This is a genomic window from Flavobacterium araucananum (genome assembly GCF_002222055.1).
GTDB lineage: Bacteria > Bacteroidota > Bacteroidia > Flavobacteriales > Flavobacteriaceae > Flavobacterium > Flavobacterium araucananum.
The window spans coordinates 184670-207672 of record NZ_MUGS01000005.1; the positions used below are offsets into that span (position 1 = coordinate 184670).

Genomic DNA, 23003 nt, shown 5'->3' on the forward strand with positions numbered 1-23003 from the left:
AATATGAAAATTGAAGAAACATTTATAAAAGATTTAGTAGTTGTAGAGCCAACAGTTTTTGGAGACGAAAGAGGTTATTTTTTTGAGTCATATAGCAAAACTAAGTTTGAAGATTTAGGAATTTATATAGATTTCGTTCAGGACAATCAATCGTTCTCTAAGAAAGGAACTTTGAGAGGTTTACATTATCAAAACCCGCCTTTTGCACAAACAAAATTGGTTCGTGTTCTTGAAGGTGAGATTATTGATGTTGCCGTAGATTTACGAAAAGATTCTCCTACATACGGAAAATCGTTTAGTGTTTTACTATCAGCCGAGAATAAAAAGCAATTATTAGTTCCGCAAGGTTTTGCACATGGTTTTTCTGTGATAAGCGAAACAGCATCTGTAATGTACAAGTGCGATCAGTTTTATAATAAAGCATCTGAAGGTGGAATTAAATTTGATGATACTTCTTTAAATATAGATTGGGGAATGGATCTAAAAGAAGCAATCGTTTCTGAGAAAGATCAAATCCTTCCTTTTATAGACAATTGTAATAGTTTATTTTAATGAAAAAAATACTTGTTACAGGATCAAACGGGCAGTTAGGGTCTGAGTTGGCTGTTTTGTCTTCAAATTATCCTCAATATGAATGGATTTTTGCTGATCGAACTAAGGTTACTTTAGATGATTTAGAAATACTTCAAACTCAATTAGAAGTAATTCAACCCAATATAATTTTTAATTGTGGCGCTTATACGGCAGTTGACAAAGCTGAAACAGAAAAAGAATTGGCCTTTAAAGTAAATCATTTGGCAGTAGAATTAATTGCAAAATACGCTGAAGAAAATGATGTACAATTAATTCATATCTCTACTGATTACGTTTTTGATGGAACGTCATCAATTGCTTTAAATGAAGATGAAGCTACAAATCCAATAAATGTTTACGGAGCCAGTAAAAGAGCTGGTGAAATTGCTTGTTTGCAAGAAAACCCAAATGCAATTATCATCAGAACTTCTTGGGTTTATAGTCAATTTGGAAATAATTTTGTAAAAACCATGCAACGATTAATGCAGGAAAGAGATGCTTTAAATGTCGTAAATGATCAAATAGGTTCACCAACTTACGCTGCTGATCTGGCGCAAGCTATGATAGTGATTTTAAAATCTCCTGATTGGACTCCCGGGATTTACAATTATTCGAATGAAGGCGAAATAAGTTGGTATGAATTTGCGTTGACTATAAATGAATTTGGAGTGTATAATTGCAATATTAGCGGCATACCATCTGCATCATATCCAACCCCGGCAAAGCGACCAGAGTTTTCATTATTAGATAAAAAGAAAATTAAAGAAGTTTATAATTTAGTTATCCCAGATTATAAAGAGAGTTTAAAAAAGATGTTCATATAAATATAAATGATTTAGATTTAAGTTTTAGAATTTCAGCGATGTGAAATCTAAGATTTAAGATCTAAAATCTAAAATCAAGATTTATGAAAGGAATTATTTTAGCCGGAGGTTCTGGCACACGTTTACATCCTTTAACGCTTGCTATGAGTAAGCAAATGATGCCTGTTTATGATAAGCCAATGATTTATTACCCATTGTCTACCTTGATGATGTCAGGAATAAACGAAATATTAATTATCTCTACTCCACATGATTTGCCTAATTTCAAAAAATTATTAGGAGATGGTTCTAGCCTAGGGTGTAAATTTAGTTATGCAGAACAGGCAATTCCTAATGGATTAGCACAGGCTTTTGTAATTGGCGAGGATTTTATAGGAGATGATGATGTTGCTTTGATATTAGGGGATAATATATTTTTCGGGTCTAATATGCAAGAGTTGTTAAAATCGAATACAAAACCAATTGGAGGTGTTGTTTTTGCCTATCATGTTTCAGATCCGGAGCGTTATGGAGTAGTAGAATTTGATGAAAATTTTAAGGCTATTTCTATCGAAGAAAAACCCGAAGAGCCAAAGTCAAGCTATGCAGTTCCGGGATTATACTTTTATGATAATTCTGTCGTAGAAATTGCAAAAAATATCAAGCCAAGTGCTCGGGGAGAATATGAAATTACGGATGTAAATAAAGTATATTTAGAGAAAGATGCTTTAAAAGTTGGTATTTTAAGTAGAGGAACTGCCTGGCTGGATACAGGAACTTTTAACAGTTTGATGCAGGCAGGACAATTTGTTCAGGTTCTTGAAGAAAGACAAGGTCTCAAAGTAGGTTGTATCGAAGAAATTGCCTGGAGACAGGGTTTTATAAATGATGCTCAGCTCGAGGAACTTGCCTTACCTTTATTGAAATCCGGATACGGAACATATTTGATTGATTTTTTGAAACAAAAGAAAAAAGGTGTAAAAATTTAATTTAGCATAAGAAATAATTTTTTAACTCTTTAATTTGTATTTTTGTAGGAACGACAAACGTCACAGAATCAAACTCAATTAAATTGAATACAGATAAACAACCTAAAATAACATCATTGTTGTATAACTCTTTTTCCCCAAGGAACCTTAGGGCTAACATTAACAACCTGAGCTACTTGCCTAGGTGGATTATTGTTGCAATAGATGTAATGGTTTTGATTTTTTCATTTACGTTTACTTATATGCTGTTCGAAGGAACTGCATTAGGATATATAATTACATCTCATCAGTTTTATTTTGTCACGAGTTTAATTGTTATTAATGTATTTTTCTTTTGGCTTTTTAGAACTTATTCCGGTATTATCAGGCATTCTTCCTATATAGATGCGATTAAGTTGTTGTTCTCTCAAATGTCGGTTTTGGTGTTTTTCTTGTTTTTTAATTTAGTTTTTGAATTATATACAGGGCATAAAGCGTTTTTAAACACGGCACTTTTTATCAATTTGGTTTTATCATTTTGCGGACTATTTTTATATCGTGTTATAGTAAAGCAAACTTTCGAATTATATTTTTCAGAAAAAACGAATTCTAAGCTAATTAGAACGGTTATTTACGGAACAGATGCCAATGCGATTTCGGTTGCTAATGCATTAAAATTTGAAACGCCTTCGCGATTTAAAATTGTTGGTTTTGTAGATAAAAATAATCAAAATGCATCTAAACGAATGTTAGATTTGCCAATTTTGATCTTGAGAAAAAAATTACCGGCTCTTATGCGTTCTGTAGCTGCAGAAGGTGTTATCATTGCCGATAAGAGTTTATCTAAAGAAGAACAATTAATTATTGTAGATCAATGTTTAGAGTTTAACTACAGAGTTTATACAGTTCCCTTAATTTCAGATTGGGAAAATCAAAAAGAGATTTCTCAAAAAGTAAAAAACATTCAAATTGAAGATTTACTGGAAAGAAAACCAATAGTTCTCGATAGTAAATCTATATCTAAACAATTAAAAGACAAAACGATTCTTATTACTGGTGCTGCCGGATCAATAGGAAGCGAAATCGTAAGGCAGGTTTTAGGTTTCAATCCTAAAATGGTCATTATTTTAGATCATGCCGAAACACCTCTTCATAATTTATGTTTAGAAACGGCAGAGATAGGGTCTGAAACAAAAATTGTAGCTGTAATAGCGGATGTAAGAAGTAAAAAAGCATTAGAAAAAGTTTTTAAAAATTATAATCCTCATGTTGTTTTTCACGCTGCGGCCTACAAGCATGTTCCTTTGATGGAGGAAAATCCGTCGCAAGCTATCCAGACAAATATAAAAGGAACAAAAAATTTAGCTGATTTATCATGCAAATATCGTGTCAAAAAATTTGTAATGGTATCGACAGATAAAGCCGTTAACCCGAGCAATGTGATGGGAGCCAGCAAAAGAATAGCAGAGAAATATGTACAGTCTCTATTCTTAAAAAATCAGAAAGAAAATATTGAAGGTTCTACTAAATTTATCACAACCCGTTTTGGAAACGTCTTAGGATCAAATGGATCAGTTGTACCTTTATTTACAAAACAAATTGCCGAAGGAGGTCCGGTTACTATAACACATCAGGATATTATTCGTTATTTTATGACTATTCCTGAAGCTTGCCAATTGGTTCTCGAAGCCGGAGCAATGGGTAACGGAGGTGAGATCTATATTTTTGATATGGGTAAACCAGTCAGAATAATTGATTTAGCAAAAAAAATGATTAAACTGGCAGGCTTTATTCCTGACAAAGAGATAAAAATTAAAATTGTTGGACTTAGGCCAGGTGAAAAGTTATACGAAGAATTATTAAATGATACTTCTAAAACGTTACCAACCTATCATAACAAAATTATGATTGCTCAGGAAATACAAGATGAATACGAAAATTTGCATATCGAGATCGATGAGCTTATAGGTATCGCTGATTTTTATGATAATGATGATATTGTAACTAAAATGAAAAAAATTGTTCCGGAGTTTAAAAGTATGAATTCTACTTTCGAAGTTTTAGATAAGTAGTTTCGTGCAAATAATTGAACTTTGATTCAAAATAATAATAAAAAGGTGTTTTTTTAAAAAACGCCTTTTTGCATTTTAAATAATTTATAAACGAATAAAAATCTTGTTAATTAAGTAGTCAGACAAGAATATATAAAAATAGCTTTAAAGAAAACAAGATTACAATGTATTTGTAATAAATATAAAATGAACGACAACAATAGCCCCAATGATTGGTTGTTTGAAATAACACCTAAAAATAAATTCTTCTCCTTAAACTTAAAAGAGGTTTGGCAATATAGAGACTTACTATTTCTTTTTGTAAAACGGGATGTTATTACAGTTTACAAACAAACTGTCTTAGGGCCGCTTTGGTACTTAATTCAGCCCTTATTTACTTCTGTAACTTTTACAATAATATTCAACAATGTAGCCGGTATCGATACCGGAACAGTTCCTCCGTTTTTATTTAATCTTGCAGGAATAACGGTTTGGAATTATTTTACAGCCTGTCTAACAGGAACATCAGATACTTTTAAGGCAAATGCGGCAATATTTGGTAAAGTATACTTTCCCAGAATTATTACGCCACTTTCAGTTGTAATATCTAATCTTGTAAAATTTGGAATTCAATTTTTTATTTTTATCGGATTCTATATTTTCTATTATTTTCAAGGTGCAAATTTAGGCTTAAACAGTCTGATTTTATTTTTTCCTGTTTTGATCGTGATTATGGGAATTTTAGGATTAGGGTTAGGAATGCTTATCTCGGCAATGGTAACAAAATACCGTGATTTTAGTCATTTAATTGGTTTTGGGATACAATTGCTAATGTACCTTTCTGCTGTAATGTATCCAATGGAATTAATTAAAGATAAATTACCCAGTTATGGCTGGCTTGTCGAATATAATCCGTTGGCTTATATAATAGAAACAGCCCGATATATGCTTTTAAACGTTGGCGAAGTTTCGGTTTTAGGATTGTCCTATACTTTGGTTGTAACCGTAGCAGTATTTTTTGTTGGACTTTTAGTCTTTAATAAAACCGAAAAAAGTTTTATAGATACAGTTTAAAAACAGAATTTTTAAATTTCATTACTATTCCTAGTTATTACAATTTGCAATTGAAAAAAGATATAATATTAAAAGCCGAGAATATTTCTAAACAATACCGTTTAGGAGAAGTTGGTACAGGAACATTGATTCATGACATCAATCGTTGGTGGCATAAGATAAGAGGAAAAGAAAATCCGTATCTAAAGATAGGCGAAACAAATGATCGCTCAACCAAAGGCAATTCAGATTATGTTTGGGCTTTGCAAGACATTAATTTCGAAGTAGAACGCGGAGAAGTTCTGGGTATTATTGGTAAAAATGGAGCAGGAAAATCGACACTTCTCAAGATACTTTCAAAAGTAACAGCACCAACTACAGGAATTATAAAATCCCGTGGTCGAATAGCGTCACTTCTTGAAGTAGGAACAGGATTTAATGGCGAAATGACAGGACGTGAGAATATTTTTTTAAATGGGGCAATTCTTGGAATGACCAAAAAAGAAATAGCCTCAAAGCTGGATGAAATTATTGAGTTTTCAGGTTGTGAGCGTTACATCGACACACCTGTAAAAAGATACAGTTCAGGAATGACCGTTCGATTGGCATTTGCTGTAGCGGCTTTTTTAGAGCCTGAAATTTTGGTTGTCGATGAGGTTTTAGCAGTTGGAGATGCAGAGTTTCAGAAAAAAGCTATCGGAAAGATGCAGGATATCTCCAAAGGGCAAGGCAGAACCGTTTTGTTTGTAAGCCACAATATGGCAGCCGTAAAGAGTTTGTGCACCAGAGGTATTGTACTCGAAAATGGTAAAATTAAATTCAATGGAAATATTGATGAAGCGTTAGATGTCTATTCAAGCAATGATAGTTCTACAGGACATACCGTTATCTTCGACTCAGATACAAAGCGAATTGGTTCCAGAAATATAGAATTTATCTCGGCAGAAATTAGAGATCAGAACGATATATTAAATAACGAGTTTTCTATTGGAGATGATTTAAATATAAAATTCAGATTAAAAAATAATACCAACGAAGCAAAATCTGAAGTAGGAATTCAAATAAGATCTTCAGACGAAATGCCCATATTTCATATTATGGGAAGAGATTCAAATTTTGAGTTAATCCATTCAGAAGCACAAGAAGAGTTCGTTGTAAGTATAAAAGATATCAGACTTTTTCCGGGTATTTATACAATTAGTTTTACAAGTAATACTACTACCGGACACCAGATATTTGACAGTATTGAAAACGCATTGTCTTTTCAAATTATAGACGGAGGCAAATATACGATTAGAAGTTTGCCAAGAGCAGCCGGTCTTTTCTTTTTAAATCCGGAATGGAAAAAATTGTAAGCAATGAAAATCGTTAAACTGACATTCAATTACGATTGGCCCCTTTTTAGGCAAACTCCAAATTTCTCCCAGATCTGGGGTGATTATAAGTTTGTTATTGATGATGATCTAAAAGAATGTGACTTTTGGATCGTATATACCGATTATAAAATACAAACAGAGACTGTAAAATGCACTCCTGAAAACGTAATTTTTATTCCTGGAGAATGTTATAACACAAGTCCTAAGTTCGCCCAAAAGTTCTTAGATCAATTTGGTACAATTATTACGGTACAAAAAGAGCTAAAACATAAAAACATTATCTATTCTCATAATGCAAATCCCTGGTTTATTGGTAAATCTTTCGATGAATTAAATTCGTTAGAAACGCCGGATAAAACAAAATTAATTTCGGTTATTTCTTCTGATAAAGCTTTTACCGAAGGGCATAGAAAAAGAGTTGACTATGTAAAGAAACTCAAAGAATATTTTGGAGATCAACTGGATGTTTATGGCAGAGGTATAGCAGATTTTGATGATAAATGGGATGTTTTGGCAAATTATAAATATTCGATAGCAATAGAAAACGATTATTGTGAAGATTGGGTTACCGAAAAATTTTTCGATTGCCTCTATACCCATACATTACCATTTTATTATGGCTGTCCAAATCTGGAAAGTATAGTTAACAAAAATTCTTTTATCCGAATTAATATAGATGATTTTGAATCAAGTGTAAAAATAATTGAGGAAGCTATCCAACAAAATGAATTTGATAAAAGAGTAGAGCTACTTAAAAAAGAATCAACAGAAAGTCTTCATCGAGACAACCTTTTTCCTTTTTTAGTAAATATATTAGACAAGAAAAGTATTCTTTCAAAAAAGGAATTTGTAAAAATAAGACCTGAATTTGAGATAAATAAGAGAAATGTTTTGGTTAGATTTCTTAGTAAAATAAAAAGAGTTTTAGTAAGATGAAAAAAATATTAAAGCGTATTTATAAAGCTGTTACTCGCAAGTTGGCTAAAAAAGAACATTTGTTAGTGAACCCAAATCAAGGCAAATTTCTTAATGTCGAAATTATGTCGTCGGCAATATTAAGTGGTGAAAATGAAATTGGAGAATATACTTATATTGGATTTAATAGTATAATAACCAAATCAAAAATTGGAAGATATTGCTCTATTGCCGGAAATGTGAGTATTGGTATAGGAGAACATAAGATTAATAGAGTTTCTACAAATAGTATTTTTTATAAAAACCCTTGGGAAACCCTAACAGAAAAAGAATGTGTAATTGGTAATGATGTTTGGATTGGTACAAATTCAGTTATAAGAAGAGGTGTTACCATAGGAGATGGAGCAGTAGTTGGGGCAAATTCATTTGTAAACAAAGATGTAAAGCCTTTTGAAGTTGTAGCCGGAGCTCCTGCAAAATTCATTAAGATGAGATTTCCAGATTCAACAATAGAAAGAATTCAGAAATCGGATTGGTGGTCTAAAGAACTAAAGGAAGCCAAGTCATTAATAGAAAAATTAGAATTAACAGGATTATTTGAGCAAGATGATAAATAAAAACGCCAAAATATATATTACAGGTTATACAGGAATTTTGGGTAGTATGACTTTCGATTTTTTTAAAGAAAAAGGATATACTGGAGAAATTTTGTGGGATGATATCAAACCAAACAGAATGCTTAAAAAATGTGTGAATGTTTCTAATATGATAGAAGAAGGATTCGAGCGTGCAAAATCATTAGAAATAGGTCTAAAATAGGTAATAGAAAATTATAAAAAATTGAAATGATTCATAATGTCCTAAAATTAAATAACAATACTAATAAATATTCTTTCATTGAAGGATTAAGAGGTTTTGCTATTTTATTGGTGTTCGGAGTTCATTTTTTTGGAAAATTTCAGAAGAAAGAGTATTTTCTAAGTCAGGATTCTTTTTTTAGACCCATTATTAAATTTTTACATTCTGGTCATATTGGTGTAGATTGCTTTTTTTTAATCAGTTCATTTTTAATCTACAAATCTTTAACCAATCCTAATAATAAAATATCTTTTATACAATTTATGTACAAAAGATATTCTAGGTTATTACCTGTGATTATTTTTATTTTAGTTATCCCTTTTGTAATTTATAATGGATTCAATATAAAGATTATTTTAGATAATATTTTTTTTCTAAATATCTTTAATTCAAGTTCAAGTATTGTTATAGTCACGTGGTCATTGGTTTACGAAATATATTTTTATATTTTAGCAGGCATATTATATATTATTCTTCCAAATAAAATTACCACAAGTATTCTATTTTTATTATTACTATTTATATCAGACCTCTTAATTCATTTTTTTATTGACCAGCATATAATAGAAGAACCTGTTAGATTTTTAGGATTCTTTTTTGGTATTTTATTGGCAAAATATCAGACAAAAATTGAGCAATCTAAGTTTTTATCAAAGTACAAAGAATGCATTGTTAGTATCGGTTTTTGTATCATATTTTTTCAAATGTATGGTTGGCAAAATTTTAATTGGGCAGAATCTGTGGCAACAAGTAAACTGTATAGCGCATTATTTTATATAACAGTTCAAATAGGTTTCTTCCTGATAATTCTTGGTAATTTAATAAAAGGAAATAGACTGGAGTTTTTGCTGGTTAATAGCTTTATGCAATTATTAGGAATGGTTAGTTATTCATTTTATATTATTCATTGTTTTATAATTGAAAAACTAAATCTTATTCCCAAATTGATGCTGTATTTACCTATATCTGGTTTTACATCAATACTTTTAGAATATATACTATCATTTTCTTTTGCCATTTTATTGTCAATCTATATTTATGAATACTTAGAAAAACCATATTTTAATGAAATTAAAAAATGAAAATACCCTTAACGCGAAGAGCATTTCTTAAAGAAGAACAAACTAAAAAAGCTTTGGCTGATTTCATTCTTACTGCAGACAGATTAAGTATGGATATTGAATGCAAATTTAGCAATGCTACAGGCATTTATCCTGAACTTCCCGTAGAAGATTTGTTAATTATTGAGAATTTATTAAAAAAATAAATGATCGTAGTTCAGTTAATAGGTGGTTTAGGAAACCAGTTGTTTCAATATGCAGCAGCCAAAGCTTTGGCATTAGAAACCAAGCAAAAGCTTTATCTTGACGTATCGCAATTTGAGAGTTATAAATTACATAATTATGCTTTAAACCATCTTAATGTTATTTCAAAAACCTACAAAAAGCCCAATAGATATTTAAGAAAGATAAAAAGTTTCTATCAAAAAAAGACTTCCTACAAAGAAGTCGATTTTGGATATAACCCGGATCTGATTACTTTAAAAGGAGACGTGGTATTCCTGGAAGGTTACTTTCAGTCAGAACAATATTTTATAAAATATGAAAAAGAAATTCGCGAGGATTTCGAAGTGCTTACACCATTAAAAGAAGAGACTAAAGCTGCTATTGCAAAAATTGAATCTGTAAATTCTGTATCCATACACATTCGTAGAGGAGATTATTTAAACAATCCGTTACACAATACGAGCAAAGACGAATATTATAACAAAGCCTTAGAAATAATAGAAAGTAAGCTTACTAATCCTGTTTTATTTGTTTTTTCGGACGATATGAATTGGGTAAAAGCAAATTTCTCAACAAAGCAAGAAACCGTATTTATTGACTTTAATGATGCTGCGACAAATTTTGAAGATTTAAAATTAATGGCCGCCTGTAAACATAATGTGATCGTCAACAGCAGTTTTAGCTGGTGGGGTGCATGGCTTAATAAAAATCCTGATAAAATTGTAATCGCTCCAAAACTTTGGTTCAATGACGATTCGATAAATACTAATGACATAATCCCGACAAGTTGGGTTAAAATATAAAAAATGAAAAAAGCAAGAACAGTTTTAGGATGGCAGCCAAAATTTAATTTAGAAGATATCGTAAAACAAATGGTTGCAGCAGACATCGAATTATTTGAAAAAGAAATAAAATAATGTCTTCAATCCCAAAAATAACGGTTTTAATGCCGGTCTACAATTGCGAACTTTATATAAACGAAGCAGTCGACAGCATTTTAAATCAAACCTACTCCGATTTCGAATTTATAATAATAGACGATGCCTCTTCAGACGCGACAGTATCAATTATAAAAAAATATAACGATCCCAGAATACAACTAATCGTAAAACCACAAAATTCAGGTTACACCAATAGTTTAAATTACGGACTAAGTATTGCAAAAGGAGCCTATATAGCAAGAATGGATGGCGATGATATAAGCTTGCCCGAACGTTTTGCAAAACAAGTGGCTTTTTTAGACAAAAATCCTGAAACGGTACTTATTGGTACCTTCTTTAAGATTATTGGCAGAGATAAAATTATTACGGTTCCTGAACATCATGACGCTATAAAATTGGCCATGCTTAAAGATTGCTGCATCGCACACCCAACCGTGATGATAAGGAAAAACTGTTTAGATAAGTTTTCTTTACTTTACGATGCAAAAAAAGAACCGGCAGAAGATTATGATCTTTGGACCAGGTTATTAGCCGTAGGCAAACTGCATAATTTGCAGGAAGTTTTGCTTCATTATCGCGTTCATAGTTCGCAGGTATCTCACAAAAGAAACGAGCAACAAATAAATACCGCACTTGAGATCAAAGTCAATTTATTAAATAATCTAAGTTTCGAAAAAAACGAGCAGACACACGATTTTTTAAAAAAGATAATAGCACGAAGAGAAACCGTTTCGTTTACAGAAATGAATCAGTTCGAAGATTTAAAAAATAAATTACTTTTAGCCAATCAAACGTCTTTTTTTGAGCCAACAGGTTTTGAGAAATACCTGTTTGGGATTCAGAACAATCTGTTCAAAGATTACTTTTTAAAAAGAGACAAATTTGCACCAATAGTTTATTCTCAATATTTGAAAATTAAAAAAAAGTGGTCAATTAAATTACAGTTCTTAGATGAAATTAAATTGTTTGTAAAATCAATAATTTTCTACAACAAAAAATGAAAAGCCCAATAGTTTCTATAATAGTTCCTTGTTATAATCAGGCGCAATATCTCGATGAGGTTTTGCAATCTGTATTAGACCAAACCTATGAAAATTGGGAATGTATTATCGTTAGCGACGGCAGTCCTGATAACACACAAGAAATAGCAGAAAATTGGGTGGCAAAGGATCAAAGATTTAGATACTACTACCAGCAAAATGCAGGCGTGAGCAGTGCAAGAAATCTGGGTATTACAAAGAGCACAGGCGAATTTATCTTACCACTTGATGGCGACGATAAAATTGCCCGGGATTATATAAAACAAGCTATCGAAGCCTTTAGAAACGACAATTCATTAAAACTCGTTTATTGTAGAGCAGAAAAATTTGGAGATGAAACCGGAAACTGGAATCTCGCACCATTCTCGCTAAAAGGATTGGCAGTAGATAACATGATTTTTTGCTCAGCAATATATCATAAAAAGGACTGGGAGCTGGCAGGAGGATATGATACTAAAATGCTTGAAGGACTTGAAGATTGGGAATTTTGGATAACACTTCTTAAAAATGGTGGCAAAGTTTTATGTTTAGATCTGACTGGTTTTTATTATAGAATAAAATTAGTCTCCAGACAAAAAAAGCTGGATACTACAAAAAAGAACAAGCTGTTTACTTATTTAAGTATCAAACACGCTGATTTTTTTGTCGAACAATTAGGCTCTTTTGGTGCTCTAAATGATAATTTGCAAAAAGAAAGAGACTATTTTTATGCTAAACTAAAAAGCGAAAAATTTGTAATTGATTTGTTTTGTAAAACTTTTTTTGGGTTTACAATTTTCGGAAAAATAAATAAAAAATAGATGCTGGCTATAGTTATACCCTATTATAAACTAATTTTTTTCGAAGAAACTTTAAAGTCACTATCCGGACAGACAGATAAAAGATTCAGGGTATACATAGGCAATGATGCCAGTCCTGAAGATCCATCACAGCTTTTAGAACAATACAAAGGCAGGTTCGATTTTTTGTATCAATCCTTTCAAAACAATTTAGGCAGCATATCATTAGCAAAACACTGGGATCGATGTATTGCCCTTACGGGCGATGAAAAATGGATAATGATTTTGGGAGATGATGATTATTTAGATCAGAATATCGTAAAAGCATGGTATGAAAATCATGGTACATTCGACAACAAAACCCACATCGTAAGATATGCCGCAAAAAGAGTAGGAGAGAGAAACAGTAATAACACCAACTTTTATACCCATCCGGTATGGGAAAAAGCAGCTGATTCTTATTTTAGAAGAGTAAAAGGAGAAACAAGAAGCTCCTTGTCTGAATATGTTTTTAGCAAAGAAAGTTATTTAAAATACGGATTCAAAAGTTACCCCTTGGCCTGGCATAGTGATGATAAAGCCTGGCTAGACTTTTCGAATAAAAAAAGTATTTACAGTATAAATGAAAGTACTGTCTTTGTTAGAATCTCAGATTTTAGCATAACCGGAAAAACAGATAACGAAGCAGTAAAGAACAAAGCTGCCGAAGATTTTTATAAAGATATTTTGATTCAGAATTTTGATATTTTTGATAAAAATCAGCGTTTAGAATTGTTATACATATATGAAGTTGCCATTATAAAAAACAGAAATCTAAACTTAAAAGATTGGTTATTTTTAATCCAATTGTATTTGAAAAATTTTAGAGTTGTTCCATTTTTTAAGTGTATCCGAAGATTCTTAATTAGTATCAAATCATAATGAACCCTTTAGTCTCCATTATTATCCCAACTTACAATAGGGCAAACCTTCTCAGAGAAACAATCGAGAGTGTTTTGGCACAAACCTATGACAATTGGGAGTGTATAATTGTCGATGACGGTTCTACAGATTCGACCAAAGAACTTGTCAATGAGTTTGAGACCAACGACAGTCGGTTTTTGTTTACCGTAAAACCGGATGGAATCGCTCGGGGAGCCAGTAGTTCCAGAAATATTGGGCTAAGATTGTCAAAAGGAGAATATATCCAGTTTCTGGATTCAGATGATATATTGGCTTCAAATAAAATAGAAGAACAAATTGCCATTTTATCAGTTCAAAGCAATTTTACGATTTCAACCTGCAAATGGGGAAAGTTTACTGAGCTTAATGATCCTGTAACTTTATTTGAAAACAATCAGGACTATAGAGATTTTAGAAATTCAAAAGAATACTTTGACCTGATAGGGCTACAGGGTGGCTTTTTTCCATGCCATAGTTTTTTAATACCCAAAGAGTTAATAAATCTTTCCGGTTATTGGAACGAAACTTTAACCATGAATGATGATGGGGAGTTTTTTTTTAGGGTAGTATTAAACTGCGATCAAATAATATTTGCACCCACCACTTATGTTTTGTACAGACAAAATAGTTCCAGTGATAATTTAAGTTCCTTGCAAACAGCAGCTAAAGCTTTAAGTCTTGTAGAGAGCTGGAAAATAATAGAAACCTTGTATCAGGCAAGATACAACGATTTTAATTCAACTTATATAAACAAAAAAAAGCAAAGTGTTTATTTTGAGATCAAAAGAACATTCCCTAAAATTATTTCAAAAAATAAGCCTTTCTTTAAACAACAGATCAGGAATGATACCTTTGCCCTAAAACTGGCGAAATTAAAGAAAAGAGTTTTTCACAGACTAAAAATTATATTTAATAAATAAGATGCGAGTAGGTTTTAATCCACATAAAGATGAGCCACAACAAGATTCTGAGTTTACGCATCAGGTCATAATCCCTGTTTATATCCCAAATCAGGAAGGATATTTTAAGGATAGTTTTGCAATTTTAAAACTATGTCTGGAATCTTTGTTCGCAACAATACATAAAAAAACTTTTATCACGATTGCCAATAACGGAAGTGATACAAGTATTGCCCAATATTTAGACACACTTTTACAGCAAAACAAAATACAAGAACTAATTCATACTGAAAACATTGGTAAACTTAATGCTATCCTTAAAGGTTTAGCAGGTAACAGGATCGAACTGGTTACGATTTCAGACTCAGATGTATTGTTTTTGCCCAATTGGCAAGTTGAAACCGTAAAAGTTTTTCAACACGTTCCTAATGCGGGAGTTGTAGGTATTGTACCTCAGTTTAAAATGTATGAATCTAATTGTGGAAATGTAATTTTTGATAATTTATTTAATAGAAGATTAAAATTTTTTGAGGTAAAAAATAAAGAAGCTTTAATTCAGTTTTATGATAGTCTTGGCTGGGAAAGAAATTACAATCAGGATTATTTAAAATATAACTTAGGGCTAGAAATTAATTCAGATTTTAAAGTATTGATTGGTTCAGGACATTTTGTTGCAACTTACAAAAAGGATATTTTTGACGAAATAGTAAGTTATATAGGTTTTAAGATGGGAGGAACCAGTGAAGGCTATTTAGATAAATTGCCTCTTAAAAAAAATTATTGGAGATTAACAACAGAAGATAATTACGCTTATCATTTAGGGAATACTCTGGAAGATTGGATGTTAGTTTCTGATGCAACCCATACTGGAATACCTTATAGCGGATTTAATAAAAACATAAAATTAAACCCCGTTTTATATTTTATAAAAAATAGAGTATTTGTAAAATTTATTTCCATTAAATGGATAATGAGGCTATTTTTACGCTATAAAAAAATACCAAAACAACTGATTAGAAAATATTAAATAAATGCACAATACTAAATTTTCTATCCTCATTACCACTAAAAATCGGAAAGATGATTTGGATTTTACATTGCATAAAATTCAGCATTTAATCGATAGAGAAGATGTTACGTGCATTATTTGTGATGATGGCTCAACAGATGGGACTTATTTATTTATTCAGGAGAATTATCCTGAAATTCAATTAATACAGAATAATAAAAGCAAAGGTTTAATTTATAGCAGAAACAGATTAATGAGTCTGGTAACTTCTGAATTTGCGATTTCTATTGATGATGATTTGCATTTTGTTACTCAAAATCCATTAGATATTATAGAAAAAGCTTTTAACGAAAATCCTAAAGTAGGATTGTTCAGTTTTAGAATTTATTGGAATTTAGAAGAACCTCAAACAACTCATTGCAATGAAGTTTCGCATCAGATGAAAAGTTTTGCAGGAGGAGCAAATGTATGGCGAATGTCGGCTTGGCGAGACATACCCAATTATCCTGCCTGGTTTATTTTTTATGGCGAAGAAGATTTCGCTTCTTTTCAATTATTTAAAAAGGAATGGCAAGTTTATTATTTGCCCGAAGTTTTAGTAAATCACAGAGTAAATCTAAAATCCAGAAAAAATAATGCCGATTACAGCTTGCGCTTACAACGGTCATTACGTTCCGGTTGGTATCTTTATTTTTTGTTTTATCCTTTTAAGACTATTCCCGGAAAATTAGCCTATTCAGTTTGGATGCAACTTAAATCAAAAGTTTTTAAGGGAGATCTTAAAGCTTTGAAAGCATTATTTTTAGCAGCAATAGATTTGGTTTTTGCAATTCCTAAAATCATAAAAAACAGCAATAGATTATCTTCAAAAGAGTACAAGATTTATCAGGAATTAGAAGATACAAAATTGTATTGGAAGCCATAAAAAAGATTGTAACAAATTTTAAATGTTAAAGATGAAAACTATCGCTATTATTCCGGCACGCGGAGGCTCTCAAAGACTACCTCAAAAAAACATAAAACTTTTGGGCGGAATTCCTTTGTTGGCACACAGCATTATTTACGCTCAAAAAAACAGCGATATTATTGACGAAATTTATGTTTCGACAGACGATGAAAGTATAAAAAAAGTAGCTTTAGAGTATGGTGCAAAAGTAATTGTCAGACCTGCAAACATTTCAGGAGATTTTGAGCCAACAGTTTCTGCATTAAAGCATATTTTGCAAAACATCGATCAGGATACAGAAAATATTGTTTTACTTCAGCCTACAAATCCCGTTCGACCGGAAAATTTACTAAAAGAAGCTTTTACGATCTATCAAAAAGAAAGCCATAGCAGTTTATTCAGTGTTTCCAGAAATCATCAAAAATTTGGAAAAATAGAAGATCAAAAGTTTATTCCATACAATTATAAAATTGGGCAAAGAAGTCAGGATCTTGAACCACTTTATTTCGAAAATGGATTATTATATATTACAAATGCCACATTGATTATGGATAATGTAATTGTTTCTGAAAATGCATTTCCTTTCGAAATAGATCATATTTTTGCCCATGTAGATATCGACACGCAAGAAGATTTTGATTATGCCCAATATTTATACCATAAACATATAAAACCTTAAGAACCTACTTTATGAACCCATATATAGAAATAGCAGGAAGAAAAATTGGACAAGATTTTCCACCTTTAGTAATTGCCGAAATCGGAATTAATCATGAAGGTTCCCTGCAAGTTGCAAAAGAAATGGTTGATGCTGCACACAGGGCAGGAGTTGAGGTTGTAAAACATCAGACCCATATTGTCGAGGATGAGATGAGCGGTGCTGCAAAAAAAGTAATTCCCGGAAATGCCGATGTTTCGATTTATGAAATAATGGAACGATGCTCCCTGAATGAAAATGAAGAACTCGAACTTAAAAAATATGTCGAAAGTAAAGGCATGATTTTTATTTCGACACCATTTTCTCGAGCAGCAGCAGAGCGATTAAAGAAATTTGATATTCCCGCTTACAAAATAGGTTCCGGCGAATGTAATAATTATCCGTTACTGGAGCATATTGCTTCCTTTGGGAAACCGGTAATTTTAAGTACCGGAATGAATACGATAGAAAGCGTACAAAAAGCAGTTGCTATTTTCGACAAACACAATATTCCCGTAGCGTTGTTGCATACTACAAATTTATATCCAACACCTATTCATTTAGTACGTTTTGGGGCGATGGTAGAATTGCACGAAGCATTTCCGGATAAAGTTTTTGGTTTAAGCGATCACACCTTGAACAATAATGCATGTTTGGGCGCTGTAGCTTTAGGGGCCAGCATTTTAGAAAGACATTTTACAGATTATATGCAACGAACAGGTCCGGACATCATTTGTAGTATGGATGAAAAAGCTTGTCAGGAATTAATTGTTTCAAGCGCAGAAATAGCATTAATGCGCGGTGGTACAAAAAAACCGGCAGCAGAAGAACAAGTTACAATAGATTTTGCATTTGCTACCGTTTGTGCGATTGCTCCAATTAAAAAAGGCGAACGATTAACCAAAGAAAATATTTGGGTAAAACGTCCTGGTACAGGAAAAATCCTGGCAGAACATTTTAATGATTTAATAGGCAAAATAGCGGCAAGAGATATTGAAAATGACGAACAATTAGATTTTTCAGACTTTGAGTAATTCAACAAAAAAAATTCTATTTCTTACAGGAACCCGTGCTGATTTTGGTAAAATAAAATCACTAATACAAACATTGGAAAACCGCGCTGATTTTGAGGTTTTTGTTTTTGTAACCGGTATGCATTTGCAGGAAGTATACGGTTATACGTTGATAGAAATTGAGCGTTGTAATTTTAAGAATGTCTTTACATTCGAAAATCACACACACGAAACGACAATGGATCTTACGTTGGCCAAAACCATCGAAGGATTGTCCGGTTATTGCAAAACCATAAACCCGGATATGATAGTGGTGCACGGAGATCGGGTCGAAACTCTTGCCGGGGCCATAGTGGGTTCGCTCAACAATATTTTGGTAGCACATATCGAGGGCGGCGAAGTTTCAGGAACAGTCGATGAATTGATCAGGCATAGTGTGAGTAAATTAAGCCACATACATTTTGTCTCCAACCAGCAAGCCGCAAAAAGACTGATTCAAATGGGAGAAATTAAAGAGTCTGTTTTTACCATTGGTTCTCCTGATATTGATATTATGTTCTCAGACCAATTGCCGGATTTAGATGTTGCAAAAAACTATTATAAAATTGATTATGATACCTATGCAATAGTAATGTTTCATCCGGTAACTACAGAAATTAAAGAAATGCAAAAATATGCCGAAGCCTTTACAGCTTCGTTGTTGCAAGACAATCATAATTATATAGTGATCTTTCCTAACAATGATTTAGGAAGCCAATTTATTATTGAAGCCTACAAAAAACTAAAAGAGAATAAAAGATTCCGAATCTTTCCATCGTTGCGTTTCGAATATTTTTTAACATTATTAAAAAATAGTCAATTCATTATTGGCAATAGTAGTGCAGGAATCAGAGAAGCTCCGTATTATGGTATTCCAATCATAAATATTGGAACCCGCCAGCAAAACAGAGCAGTTCACGCAGATATAATCAATACAGATTATTCTGAAAACGGTATAAAAGAAGCACTTTCAGTGATAGATTCACATAAAGTGCAAAATATAGCCAATGATTTTGGTGAAGGAAATAGTAATTTATTATTTCTTGAATGCCTTCAAAAAGCAGATATTTGGCAATTGAATCACCAAAAACAATTTAGAGATTTATCTAATTAATGAAAACGAAACTTAAAGCTATATATTACAAATGCAACAAAGCCAAAAACCGGATGTTTTCAGGAAAACCGGTTTTAGTAGCAATGTATCATAGAACAAGTAATGAGGTTAGAAAAGAATTGCAATACCTGACCGTTGATTTGGTTAGTTTTGAAGAGCAACTTTGCTATTTCAAAAAAAACTATCAAATTCTTAGACTGTCAGAGGATTGGAGTTCATTAAAAAAAACCGGAATAGTTATTACTTTTGATGACGGATATGCCGATAATTTACTAAATGCTTTGCCTCTTTTAGAGAAATATCAAATACCGGCAACTATTTTTGTAACCACATTAAATATAGACAGTAAAAAAGAGTTTTGGTGGGATCGTTTTGTATTTGATTATACACATTGTGAACCTTTTTTTTATCTTCCGGATGTAAAAGAACAAGTATCAAAAAAAACGCATTCTTACGGAAATATTTCCAGTTTCATCAGCAAATTATCAACGGAGAAAAAGGAAATATGGCTTTTAGAATTTGAAAAATTAAATAAAATTCCATTTTACGATCAGGAAGATTTCAGATCATTAAGTAATGAAGAGCTTAAATATCTTTCTGATCATCCATTAATAGATATTGGGATACATACTCATAATCATTACTCTTTTGAGAATTTAAGTTATCAGGAACAGAAAGAAGAACTAAGTTTTTCAATAGAAAAATTGAATAAACTAATTACGAAATCGATACGATATTTGGCATTACCTCATGGTTCCTATAATGGCGAAACACTCAAAGTTCTTCAGGAATTAGACTGTTTAGGAATGCTGTTAGCGAATAACAATTACTCAAATTATAAAAATAAATTAAGTAAAAAAATTAATCGAATTTTGATTCCTAATATTAAAGGGAAAGAACTCGTAAAATATATGAACAGATTTGACTTTAAAATATGGTAATAAAGATAGAACGTTATTTCAGTTATCCTGATCTAAAGAGACAGACACCCAATCATTCTATGAAATGGGGCGACTTTACATTTACAGAAGATGCTGTTGAAGAATGTGATTATTTGGTAATTTTAGAATACCCCAAAAAGGATTTTTCGATACAAGTAAATAAAAACAATATCATACATATTTGTTTAGAGCCTGCTAATGAGGTTTCTAAATACAGGCAATATGCCAATAAAAATGTAAAGTTGATTTTTAATCAATTAGACATTAAAAAAAATAATATTCTTTCTCATGGCGCATTACCCTGGCATATCGACAAAGATTTTGATTTTCTGCAGGATTTAAAAGTAGAAAGCCTGCAAAAAGAAAATAAGATTGTTTGGGTAACCAGTAATCAAAGAACATCAAAGGGACATAATAAAAGAATGGATTTTTTAGACAGGATTAAACCCTTACCTTTTGTTCATCTTTACGGAAGAGGGATCAATCCTATTGATGATAAATGGGAGGTCTTAAATACAGCTAAATATGCCATCGCTTACGAAAATTTTCAAAGTGATTACAATTGGACAGAAAAAATTACAGATTGTTTATTAAGCTATACGATGCCATTGTATTTTGGCTGCAACAGAATTGAAGAGTTTTTTCCTAAAGGTTCTTTTATTCAGATCGATCCTAATGATAAACATATTGATTTATTTTTAAAAGAAATTGTAAACTCGAATAAATGGGAAGAAAATCTGGATGCAATATCAAAAGCCAGAGATTTGATTTTAAATGAATACCAGTTATTTCCTTTCCTGGTAAATCAGATTAAGACTTTAGGATTAGAAAAATCAGATGCTGTAAATACACCAAAAGAGCTGGTTCATTTTAAAGGAGGCAATGCCTATTTTGACAATTATCCCATTATTATTACGATAGAAAAGGAGATTTTCAAATTGAAAAGAAAAATAGAAACGTATATTCCAAAATTTTAATCATACCCGCCATAACGAAACAATAGCCATCGTTTAAACATGCTTACAGTTAGTAATTACCATTATATCCGATTAGATTTTAAAACTAAATATCCCAGTATATTTGGACTAACTCCTAATGAATTTAAGCAGCAATTAATTTTGCTTAAAAATCAGGGTCATTTTGTTCATCCAAATGATTTAGTTTCCAATCTAAATACAATATTACAATCAAAAGAAAATAATTTGCTTATTACGTTTGATGATGGATTAAAAGAGCAGTTCGATCTGGCTTTACCTGTTTTAGACGAACTGAACATTCCGGCTGTTTTTTTTGTTAATTCAATTAATCGTGAAGAAAAAAAAGTAAGCACCGTTCATAAAATTCATTTGTTAAGATCAATTATTTCGTCTTCAGAATTTTTGGAAAAATTTATTGATCTGCCATTTTCCCCATTAGAGGAAAAAAAGGCACAGGAAATTTACAGATATGATGATGAAAAAAGTGCAGCCCTAAAATATATATTAAATTTCAAATTAGATTTTAAACAGCAAGAGCAAATAGTAAACAAGTTGTTTGATCTTCATTTTGACCAAAATACTGTTCTGGATTCTCTTTATATGACCAAACAAAATTTGATAGAACTTGCCAGTAAAGGTTATTTGGGTAGTCATACACATAGCCATTATCCGTTAGGATTGTTAGAGACTGAGACTATTAAAACCGAACTTGAAAAAACAAAAACGTATCTAGATCAATTAACAAACTCAGCTGTAAATATAATTTCCTATCCGTACGGAACTCCGGAAGTTTGTACAGATTTGGTAGCAGATTTGGCAAAAAAGACCGGATATAAAATAGGATTTACAACCACAAGAGGAATTAATACTTTAGATGAAAATCCGTTGTTATTAAACAGATTTGATTGTAACGATTTAATTGGAGGAAAAAATTATAATAAAATATGATCACCAGAGAAGCAACCGTAGAAGATTGGGAAATTTTACACTCTTTTTTCAAAATAATTTATAGAGAAAACCATCCGTTACACCACAAGGAATTTTGGGAATGGCAATTTGGAAATAAAGAATTTGGACGTTCTTTTATTTGTCTAAACGAGCAAGGAGCAGTCGTTGGGCACGTTGGAGCCAATTTTGGAGGAGAACTCGCCTGGATAATCAATGTATACCTTAATGAAGAATGCAGAGGAAAAGGTATTTTAGGAAAGCTATATGAATTGGCTCGAAATTATTATCCTCTGGCAGCAACAGCTGCAAATGAGGCCGGATTAGGATTGTATAAAAATATGCGCTGGGTAAGATATTATGATTTAGTTCGCTATGTAAAAATAAATCCTAATCTTATGGAAACCAGTTTCGAGACAGTTTGTAAAAAAGTTGCGGTAGAGGTAGATCATTTAATAAAAAAAGATACACATTATTTTCAACAACCCTCTATAAAAGGAATAGTTTTAGAAGACGGATCCAGAGCAGTAAGTCAGGAAAATGTTGGCGGACTGAGAATTACAGATATCGAAAATCTGGAAAATCTGGAAAAACAAGCTTGGCAATTAGGCTATTTATGGATAGATTATATTACATCCTGGAATGATTTGAAAACAAAAGATTTAGAGAAAAACAACTGGACATTAGATTACAAAAACATCGTGCCCTGGAGATTAAATCCTGTCGAAGAAAAGTATTTTTGCGATATAACATTTCTTTCAGAAAAACCTCTGGATAATGAGTTTGTAGTGCACAGATCTTACTCGGATCATGGAAGAATAGGAAGCTTAAAATAAAA

General features: G+C 31.8%; 25 protein-coding genes. All 25 read left to right on the plus strand.

The window, feature by feature from the left end; genetic code table 11:
- Nucleotides 1-3 precede the first annotated feature (3 nt).
- The 25 genes from rfbC to B0A64_RS05050 all read left to right on the plus strand — a co-directional run bounded on the left by rfbC (nt 4) and on the right by B0A64_RS05050 (nt 23001).
- Complete coding sequence (gene rfbC, locus B0A64_RS04930; RefSeq protein WP_089478410.1) at nt 4-552, plus strand: dTDP-4-dehydrorhamnose 3,5-epimerase; 549 nt, start codon at nt 4-6, stop codon at nt 550-552.
- Nucleotides 552-1397, plus strand: coding sequence for a dTDP-4-dehydrorhamnose reductase (rfbD, locus tag B0A64_RS04935; protein WP_089478411.1), 846 nt, complete (start codon nt 552-554; stop codon nt 1395-1397). The genes rfbC and rfbD overlap by 1 nt, the downstream gene beginning before the upstream one ends.
- A gap of 83 nt (nt 1398-1480) precedes the next feature.
- Complete coding sequence (rfbA, locus tag B0A64_RS04940) at nt 1481-2365, plus strand: glucose-1-phosphate thymidylyltransferase RfbA (RefSeq protein ID WP_089478412.1); 885 nt, start codon at nt 1481-1483, stop codon at nt 2363-2365.
- An 83-nt stretch (nt 2366-2448) separates the two neighbouring features.
- On the plus strand, nt 2449-4416 hold the full coding sequence (locus B0A64_RS04945) for a polysaccharide biosynthesis protein (RefSeq protein WP_089478413.1): 1968 nt from the start codon (nt 2449-2451) through the stop codon (nt 4414-4416).
- Between the two features lie 186 nt (nt 4417-4602).
- The gene (locus B0A64_RS04950) at nt 4603-5469 is read left to right on the plus strand and encodes an ABC transporter permease (protein WP_089478414.1); all 867 of its coding nucleotides are present in this window, start codon (nt 4603-4605) and stop codon (nt 5467-5469) included.
- 50 nt (nt 5470-5519) lie between these two features.
- Nucleotides 5520-6803, plus strand: a complete 1284-nt coding sequence (locus B0A64_RS04955) for an ABC transporter ATP-binding protein (protein ID WP_089478415.1) — start codon at nt 5520-5522, stop codon at nt 6801-6803.
- Between the two features lie 3 nt (nt 6804-6806).
- Nucleotides 6807-7760 (plus strand): glycosyltransferase family 10 domain-containing protein, encoded by a 954-nt coding sequence (locus B0A64_RS04960; RefSeq protein ID WP_089478416.1) that lies wholly within the window; start codon nt 6807-6809, stop codon nt 7758-7760.
- Nucleotides 7757-8356 carry a CatB-related O-acetyltransferase gene (locus B0A64_RS04965; protein ID WP_089478417.1) on the plus strand — a complete coding sequence of 200 codons (600 nt, stop codon included), beginning with the start codon at nt 7757-7759 and terminating at the stop codon, nt 8354-8356. Before B0A64_RS04960 ends, B0A64_RS04965 begins: the two co-directional genes overlap by 4 nt.
- Entirely contained in the window at nt 8346-8558 is a 213-nt protein-coding gene (locus B0A64_RS25390; RefSeq protein ID WP_089478418.1) for a hypothetical protein, read from the plus strand. The genes B0A64_RS04965 and B0A64_RS25390 overlap by 11 nt, the downstream gene beginning before the upstream one ends.
- A 26-nt stretch (nt 8559-8584) precedes the next feature.
- Nucleotides 8585-9679, plus strand: a complete 1095-nt coding sequence (locus B0A64_RS04975) for an acyltransferase family protein (RefSeq protein WP_089478419.1) — start codon at nt 8585-8587, stop codon at nt 9677-9679.
- Entirely contained in the window at nt 9676-9864 is a 189-nt protein-coding gene (locus tag B0A64_RS04980) for a hypothetical protein (protein ID WP_089478420.1), read from the plus strand. The genes B0A64_RS04975 and B0A64_RS04980 overlap by 4 nt, the downstream gene beginning before the upstream one ends.
- Entirely contained in the window at nt 9865-10686 is an 822-nt protein-coding gene (locus tag B0A64_RS04985; protein WP_089478421.1) for an alpha-1,2-fucosyltransferase, read from the plus strand. It begins immediately after the preceding gene.
- Nucleotides 10687-10799: 113 nt separating this feature from the next.
- Nucleotides 10800-11825 carry a glycosyltransferase family 2 protein gene (locus tag B0A64_RS04990; protein WP_089478422.1) on the plus strand — a complete coding sequence of 342 codons (1026 nt, stop codon included), beginning with the start codon at nt 10800-10802 and terminating at the stop codon, nt 11823-11825.
- Nucleotides 11822-12664 (plus strand): glycosyltransferase family 2 protein, encoded by an 843-nt coding sequence (locus tag B0A64_RS04995; protein WP_089478423.1) that lies wholly within the window; start codon nt 11822-11824, stop codon nt 12662-12664. The genes B0A64_RS04990 and B0A64_RS04995 overlap by 4 nt, the downstream gene beginning before the upstream one ends.
- Nucleotides 12665-13564, plus strand: coding sequence for a glycosyltransferase family A protein (locus B0A64_RS05000; protein WP_089478424.1), 900 nt, complete (start codon nt 12665-12667; stop codon nt 13562-13564).
- Entirely contained in the window at nt 13564-14505 is a 942-nt protein-coding gene (locus B0A64_RS05005) for a glycosyltransferase family 2 protein (RefSeq protein ID WP_089478425.1), read from the plus strand. The genes B0A64_RS05000 and B0A64_RS05005 overlap by 1 nt, the downstream gene beginning before the upstream one ends.
- 1 nt (nt 14506) lies before the next feature.
- Complete coding sequence (locus tag B0A64_RS05010) at nt 14507-15511, plus strand: glycosyltransferase family A protein (protein ID WP_089478426.1); 1005 nt, start codon at nt 14507-14509, stop codon at nt 15509-15511.
- A 4-nt stretch (nt 15512-15515) separates the two neighbouring features.
- On the plus strand, nt 15516-16418 hold the full coding sequence (locus B0A64_RS05015; protein ID WP_089478427.1) for a glycosyltransferase family 2 protein: 903 nt from the start codon (nt 15516-15518) through the stop codon (nt 16416-16418).
- Between the two features lie 31 nt (nt 16419-16449).
- Nucleotides 16450-17118, plus strand: a complete 669-nt coding sequence (locus tag B0A64_RS05020; protein WP_089478428.1) for an acylneuraminate cytidylyltransferase family protein — start codon at nt 16450-16452, stop codon at nt 17116-17118.
- 11 nt (nt 17119-17129) lie between these two features.
- The gene (gene neuB, locus B0A64_RS05025; RefSeq protein ID WP_089478429.1) at nt 17130-18170 is read left to right on the plus strand and encodes an N-acetylneuraminate synthase; all 1041 of its coding nucleotides are present in this window, start codon (nt 17130-17132) and stop codon (nt 18168-18170) included.
- Nucleotides 18163-19302, plus strand: coding sequence for a UDP-N-acetylglucosamine 2-epimerase (neuC, locus tag B0A64_RS05030; protein WP_089478430.1), 1140 nt, complete (start codon nt 18163-18165; stop codon nt 19300-19302). The genes neuB and neuC overlap by 8 nt, the downstream gene beginning before the upstream one ends.
- Nucleotides 19302-20243 (plus strand): polysaccharide deacetylase family protein, encoded by a 942-nt coding sequence (locus B0A64_RS05035; protein WP_089478431.1) that lies wholly within the window; start codon nt 19302-19304, stop codon nt 20241-20243. Before neuC ends, B0A64_RS05035 begins: the two co-directional genes overlap by 1 nt.
- Nucleotides 20237-21220 carry a glycosyltransferase family 10 domain-containing protein gene (locus tag B0A64_RS05040; RefSeq protein WP_089478432.1) on the plus strand — a complete coding sequence of 328 codons (984 nt, stop codon included), beginning with the start codon at nt 20237-20239 and terminating at the stop codon, nt 21218-21220. Before B0A64_RS05035 ends, B0A64_RS05040 begins: the two co-directional genes overlap by 7 nt.
- Nucleotides 21221-21259: 39 nt before the next feature.
- The gene (locus B0A64_RS05045; RefSeq protein ID WP_089478433.1) at nt 21260-22168 is read left to right on the plus strand and encodes a polysaccharide deacetylase family protein; all 909 of its coding nucleotides are present in this window, start codon (nt 21260-21262) and stop codon (nt 22166-22168) included.
- The gene (locus B0A64_RS05050; protein WP_089478434.1) at nt 22165-23001 is read left to right on the plus strand and encodes a GNAT family N-acetyltransferase; all 837 of its coding nucleotides are present in this window, start codon (nt 22165-22167) and stop codon (nt 22999-23001) included. Before B0A64_RS05045 ends, B0A64_RS05050 begins: the two co-directional genes overlap by 4 nt.
- The last annotated feature ends 2 nt before the right edge of the window (nt 23002-23003 follow it).

Coding starts and splice junctions, on each gene's coding strand:
- rfbC (WP_089478410.1), top strand. CDS start 4: ATGAAAATTGAAGAAACATTTATAAAAGATTTAGTAGTTGTAGAGCCA.
- rfbD (WP_089478411.1), top strand. CDS start 552: ATGAAAAAAATACTTGTTACAGGATCAAACGGGCAGTTAGGGTCTGAG.
- rfbA (WP_089478412.1), top strand. CDS start 1,481: ATGAAAGGAATTATTTTAGCCGGAGGTTCTGGCACACGTTTACATCCT.
- B0A64_RS04950 (WP_089478414.1), top strand. CDS start 4,603: ATGAACGACAACAATAGCCCCAATGATTGGTTGTTTGAAATAACACCT.
- B0A64_RS04960 (WP_089478416.1), top strand. CDS start 6,807: ATGAAAATCGTTAAACTGACATTCAATTACGATTGGCCCCTTTTTAGG.
- B0A64_RS04965 (WP_089478417.1), top strand. CDS start 7,757: ATGAAAAAAATATTAAAGCGTATTTATAAAGCTGTTACTCGCAAGTTG.
- B0A64_RS25390 (WP_089478418.1), top strand. CDS start 8,346: ATGATAAATAAAAACGCCAAAATATATATTACAGGTTATACAGGAATT.
- B0A64_RS04975 (WP_089478419.1), top strand. CDS start 8,585: ATGATTCATAATGTCCTAAAATTAAATAACAATACTAATAAATATTCT.
- B0A64_RS04980 (WP_089478420.1), top strand. CDS start 9,676: ATGAAAATACCCTTAACGCGAAGAGCATTTCTTAAAGAAGAACAAACT.
- B0A64_RS04985 (WP_089478421.1), top strand. CDS start 9,865: ATGATCGTAGTTCAGTTAATAGGTGGTTTAGGAAACCAGTTGTTTCAA.
- B0A64_RS04990 (WP_089478422.1), top strand. CDS start 10,800: ATGTCTTCAATCCCAAAAATAACGGTTTTAATGCCGGTCTACAATTGC.
- B0A64_RS04995 (WP_089478423.1), top strand. CDS start 11,822: ATGAAAAGCCCAATAGTTTCTATAATAGTTCCTTGTTATAATCAGGCG.
- B0A64_RS05000 (WP_089478424.1), top strand. CDS start 12,665: ATGCTGGCTATAGTTATACCCTATTATAAACTAATTTTTTTCGAAGAA.
- B0A64_RS05005 (WP_089478425.1), top strand. CDS start 13,564: ATGAACCCTTTAGTCTCCATTATTATCCCAACTTACAATAGGGCAAAC.
- B0A64_RS05010 (WP_089478426.1), top strand. CDS start 14,507: ATGCGAGTAGGTTTTAATCCACATAAAGATGAGCCACAACAAGATTCT.
- B0A64_RS05015 (WP_089478427.1), top strand. CDS start 15,516: ATGCACAATACTAAATTTTCTATCCTCATTACCACTAAAAATCGGAAA.
- B0A64_RS05020 (WP_089478428.1), top strand. CDS start 16,450: ATGAAAACTATCGCTATTATTCCGGCACGCGGAGGCTCTCAAAGACTA.
- neuB (WP_089478429.1), top strand. CDS start 17,130: ATGAACCCATATATAGAAATAGCAGGAAGAAAAATTGGACAAGATTTT.
- B0A64_RS05035 (WP_089478431.1), top strand. CDS start 19,302: ATGAAAACGAAACTTAAAGCTATATATTACAAATGCAACAAAGCCAAA.
- B0A64_RS05040 (WP_089478432.1), top strand. CDS start 20,237: ATGGTAATAAAGATAGAACGTTATTTCAGTTATCCTGATCTAAAGAGA.
- B0A64_RS05045 (WP_089478433.1), top strand. CDS start 21,260: ATGCTTACAGTTAGTAATTACCATTATATCCGATTAGATTTTAAAACT.
- B0A64_RS05050 (WP_089478434.1), top strand. CDS start 22,165: ATGATCACCAGAGAAGCAACCGTAGAAGATTGGGAAATTTTACACTCT.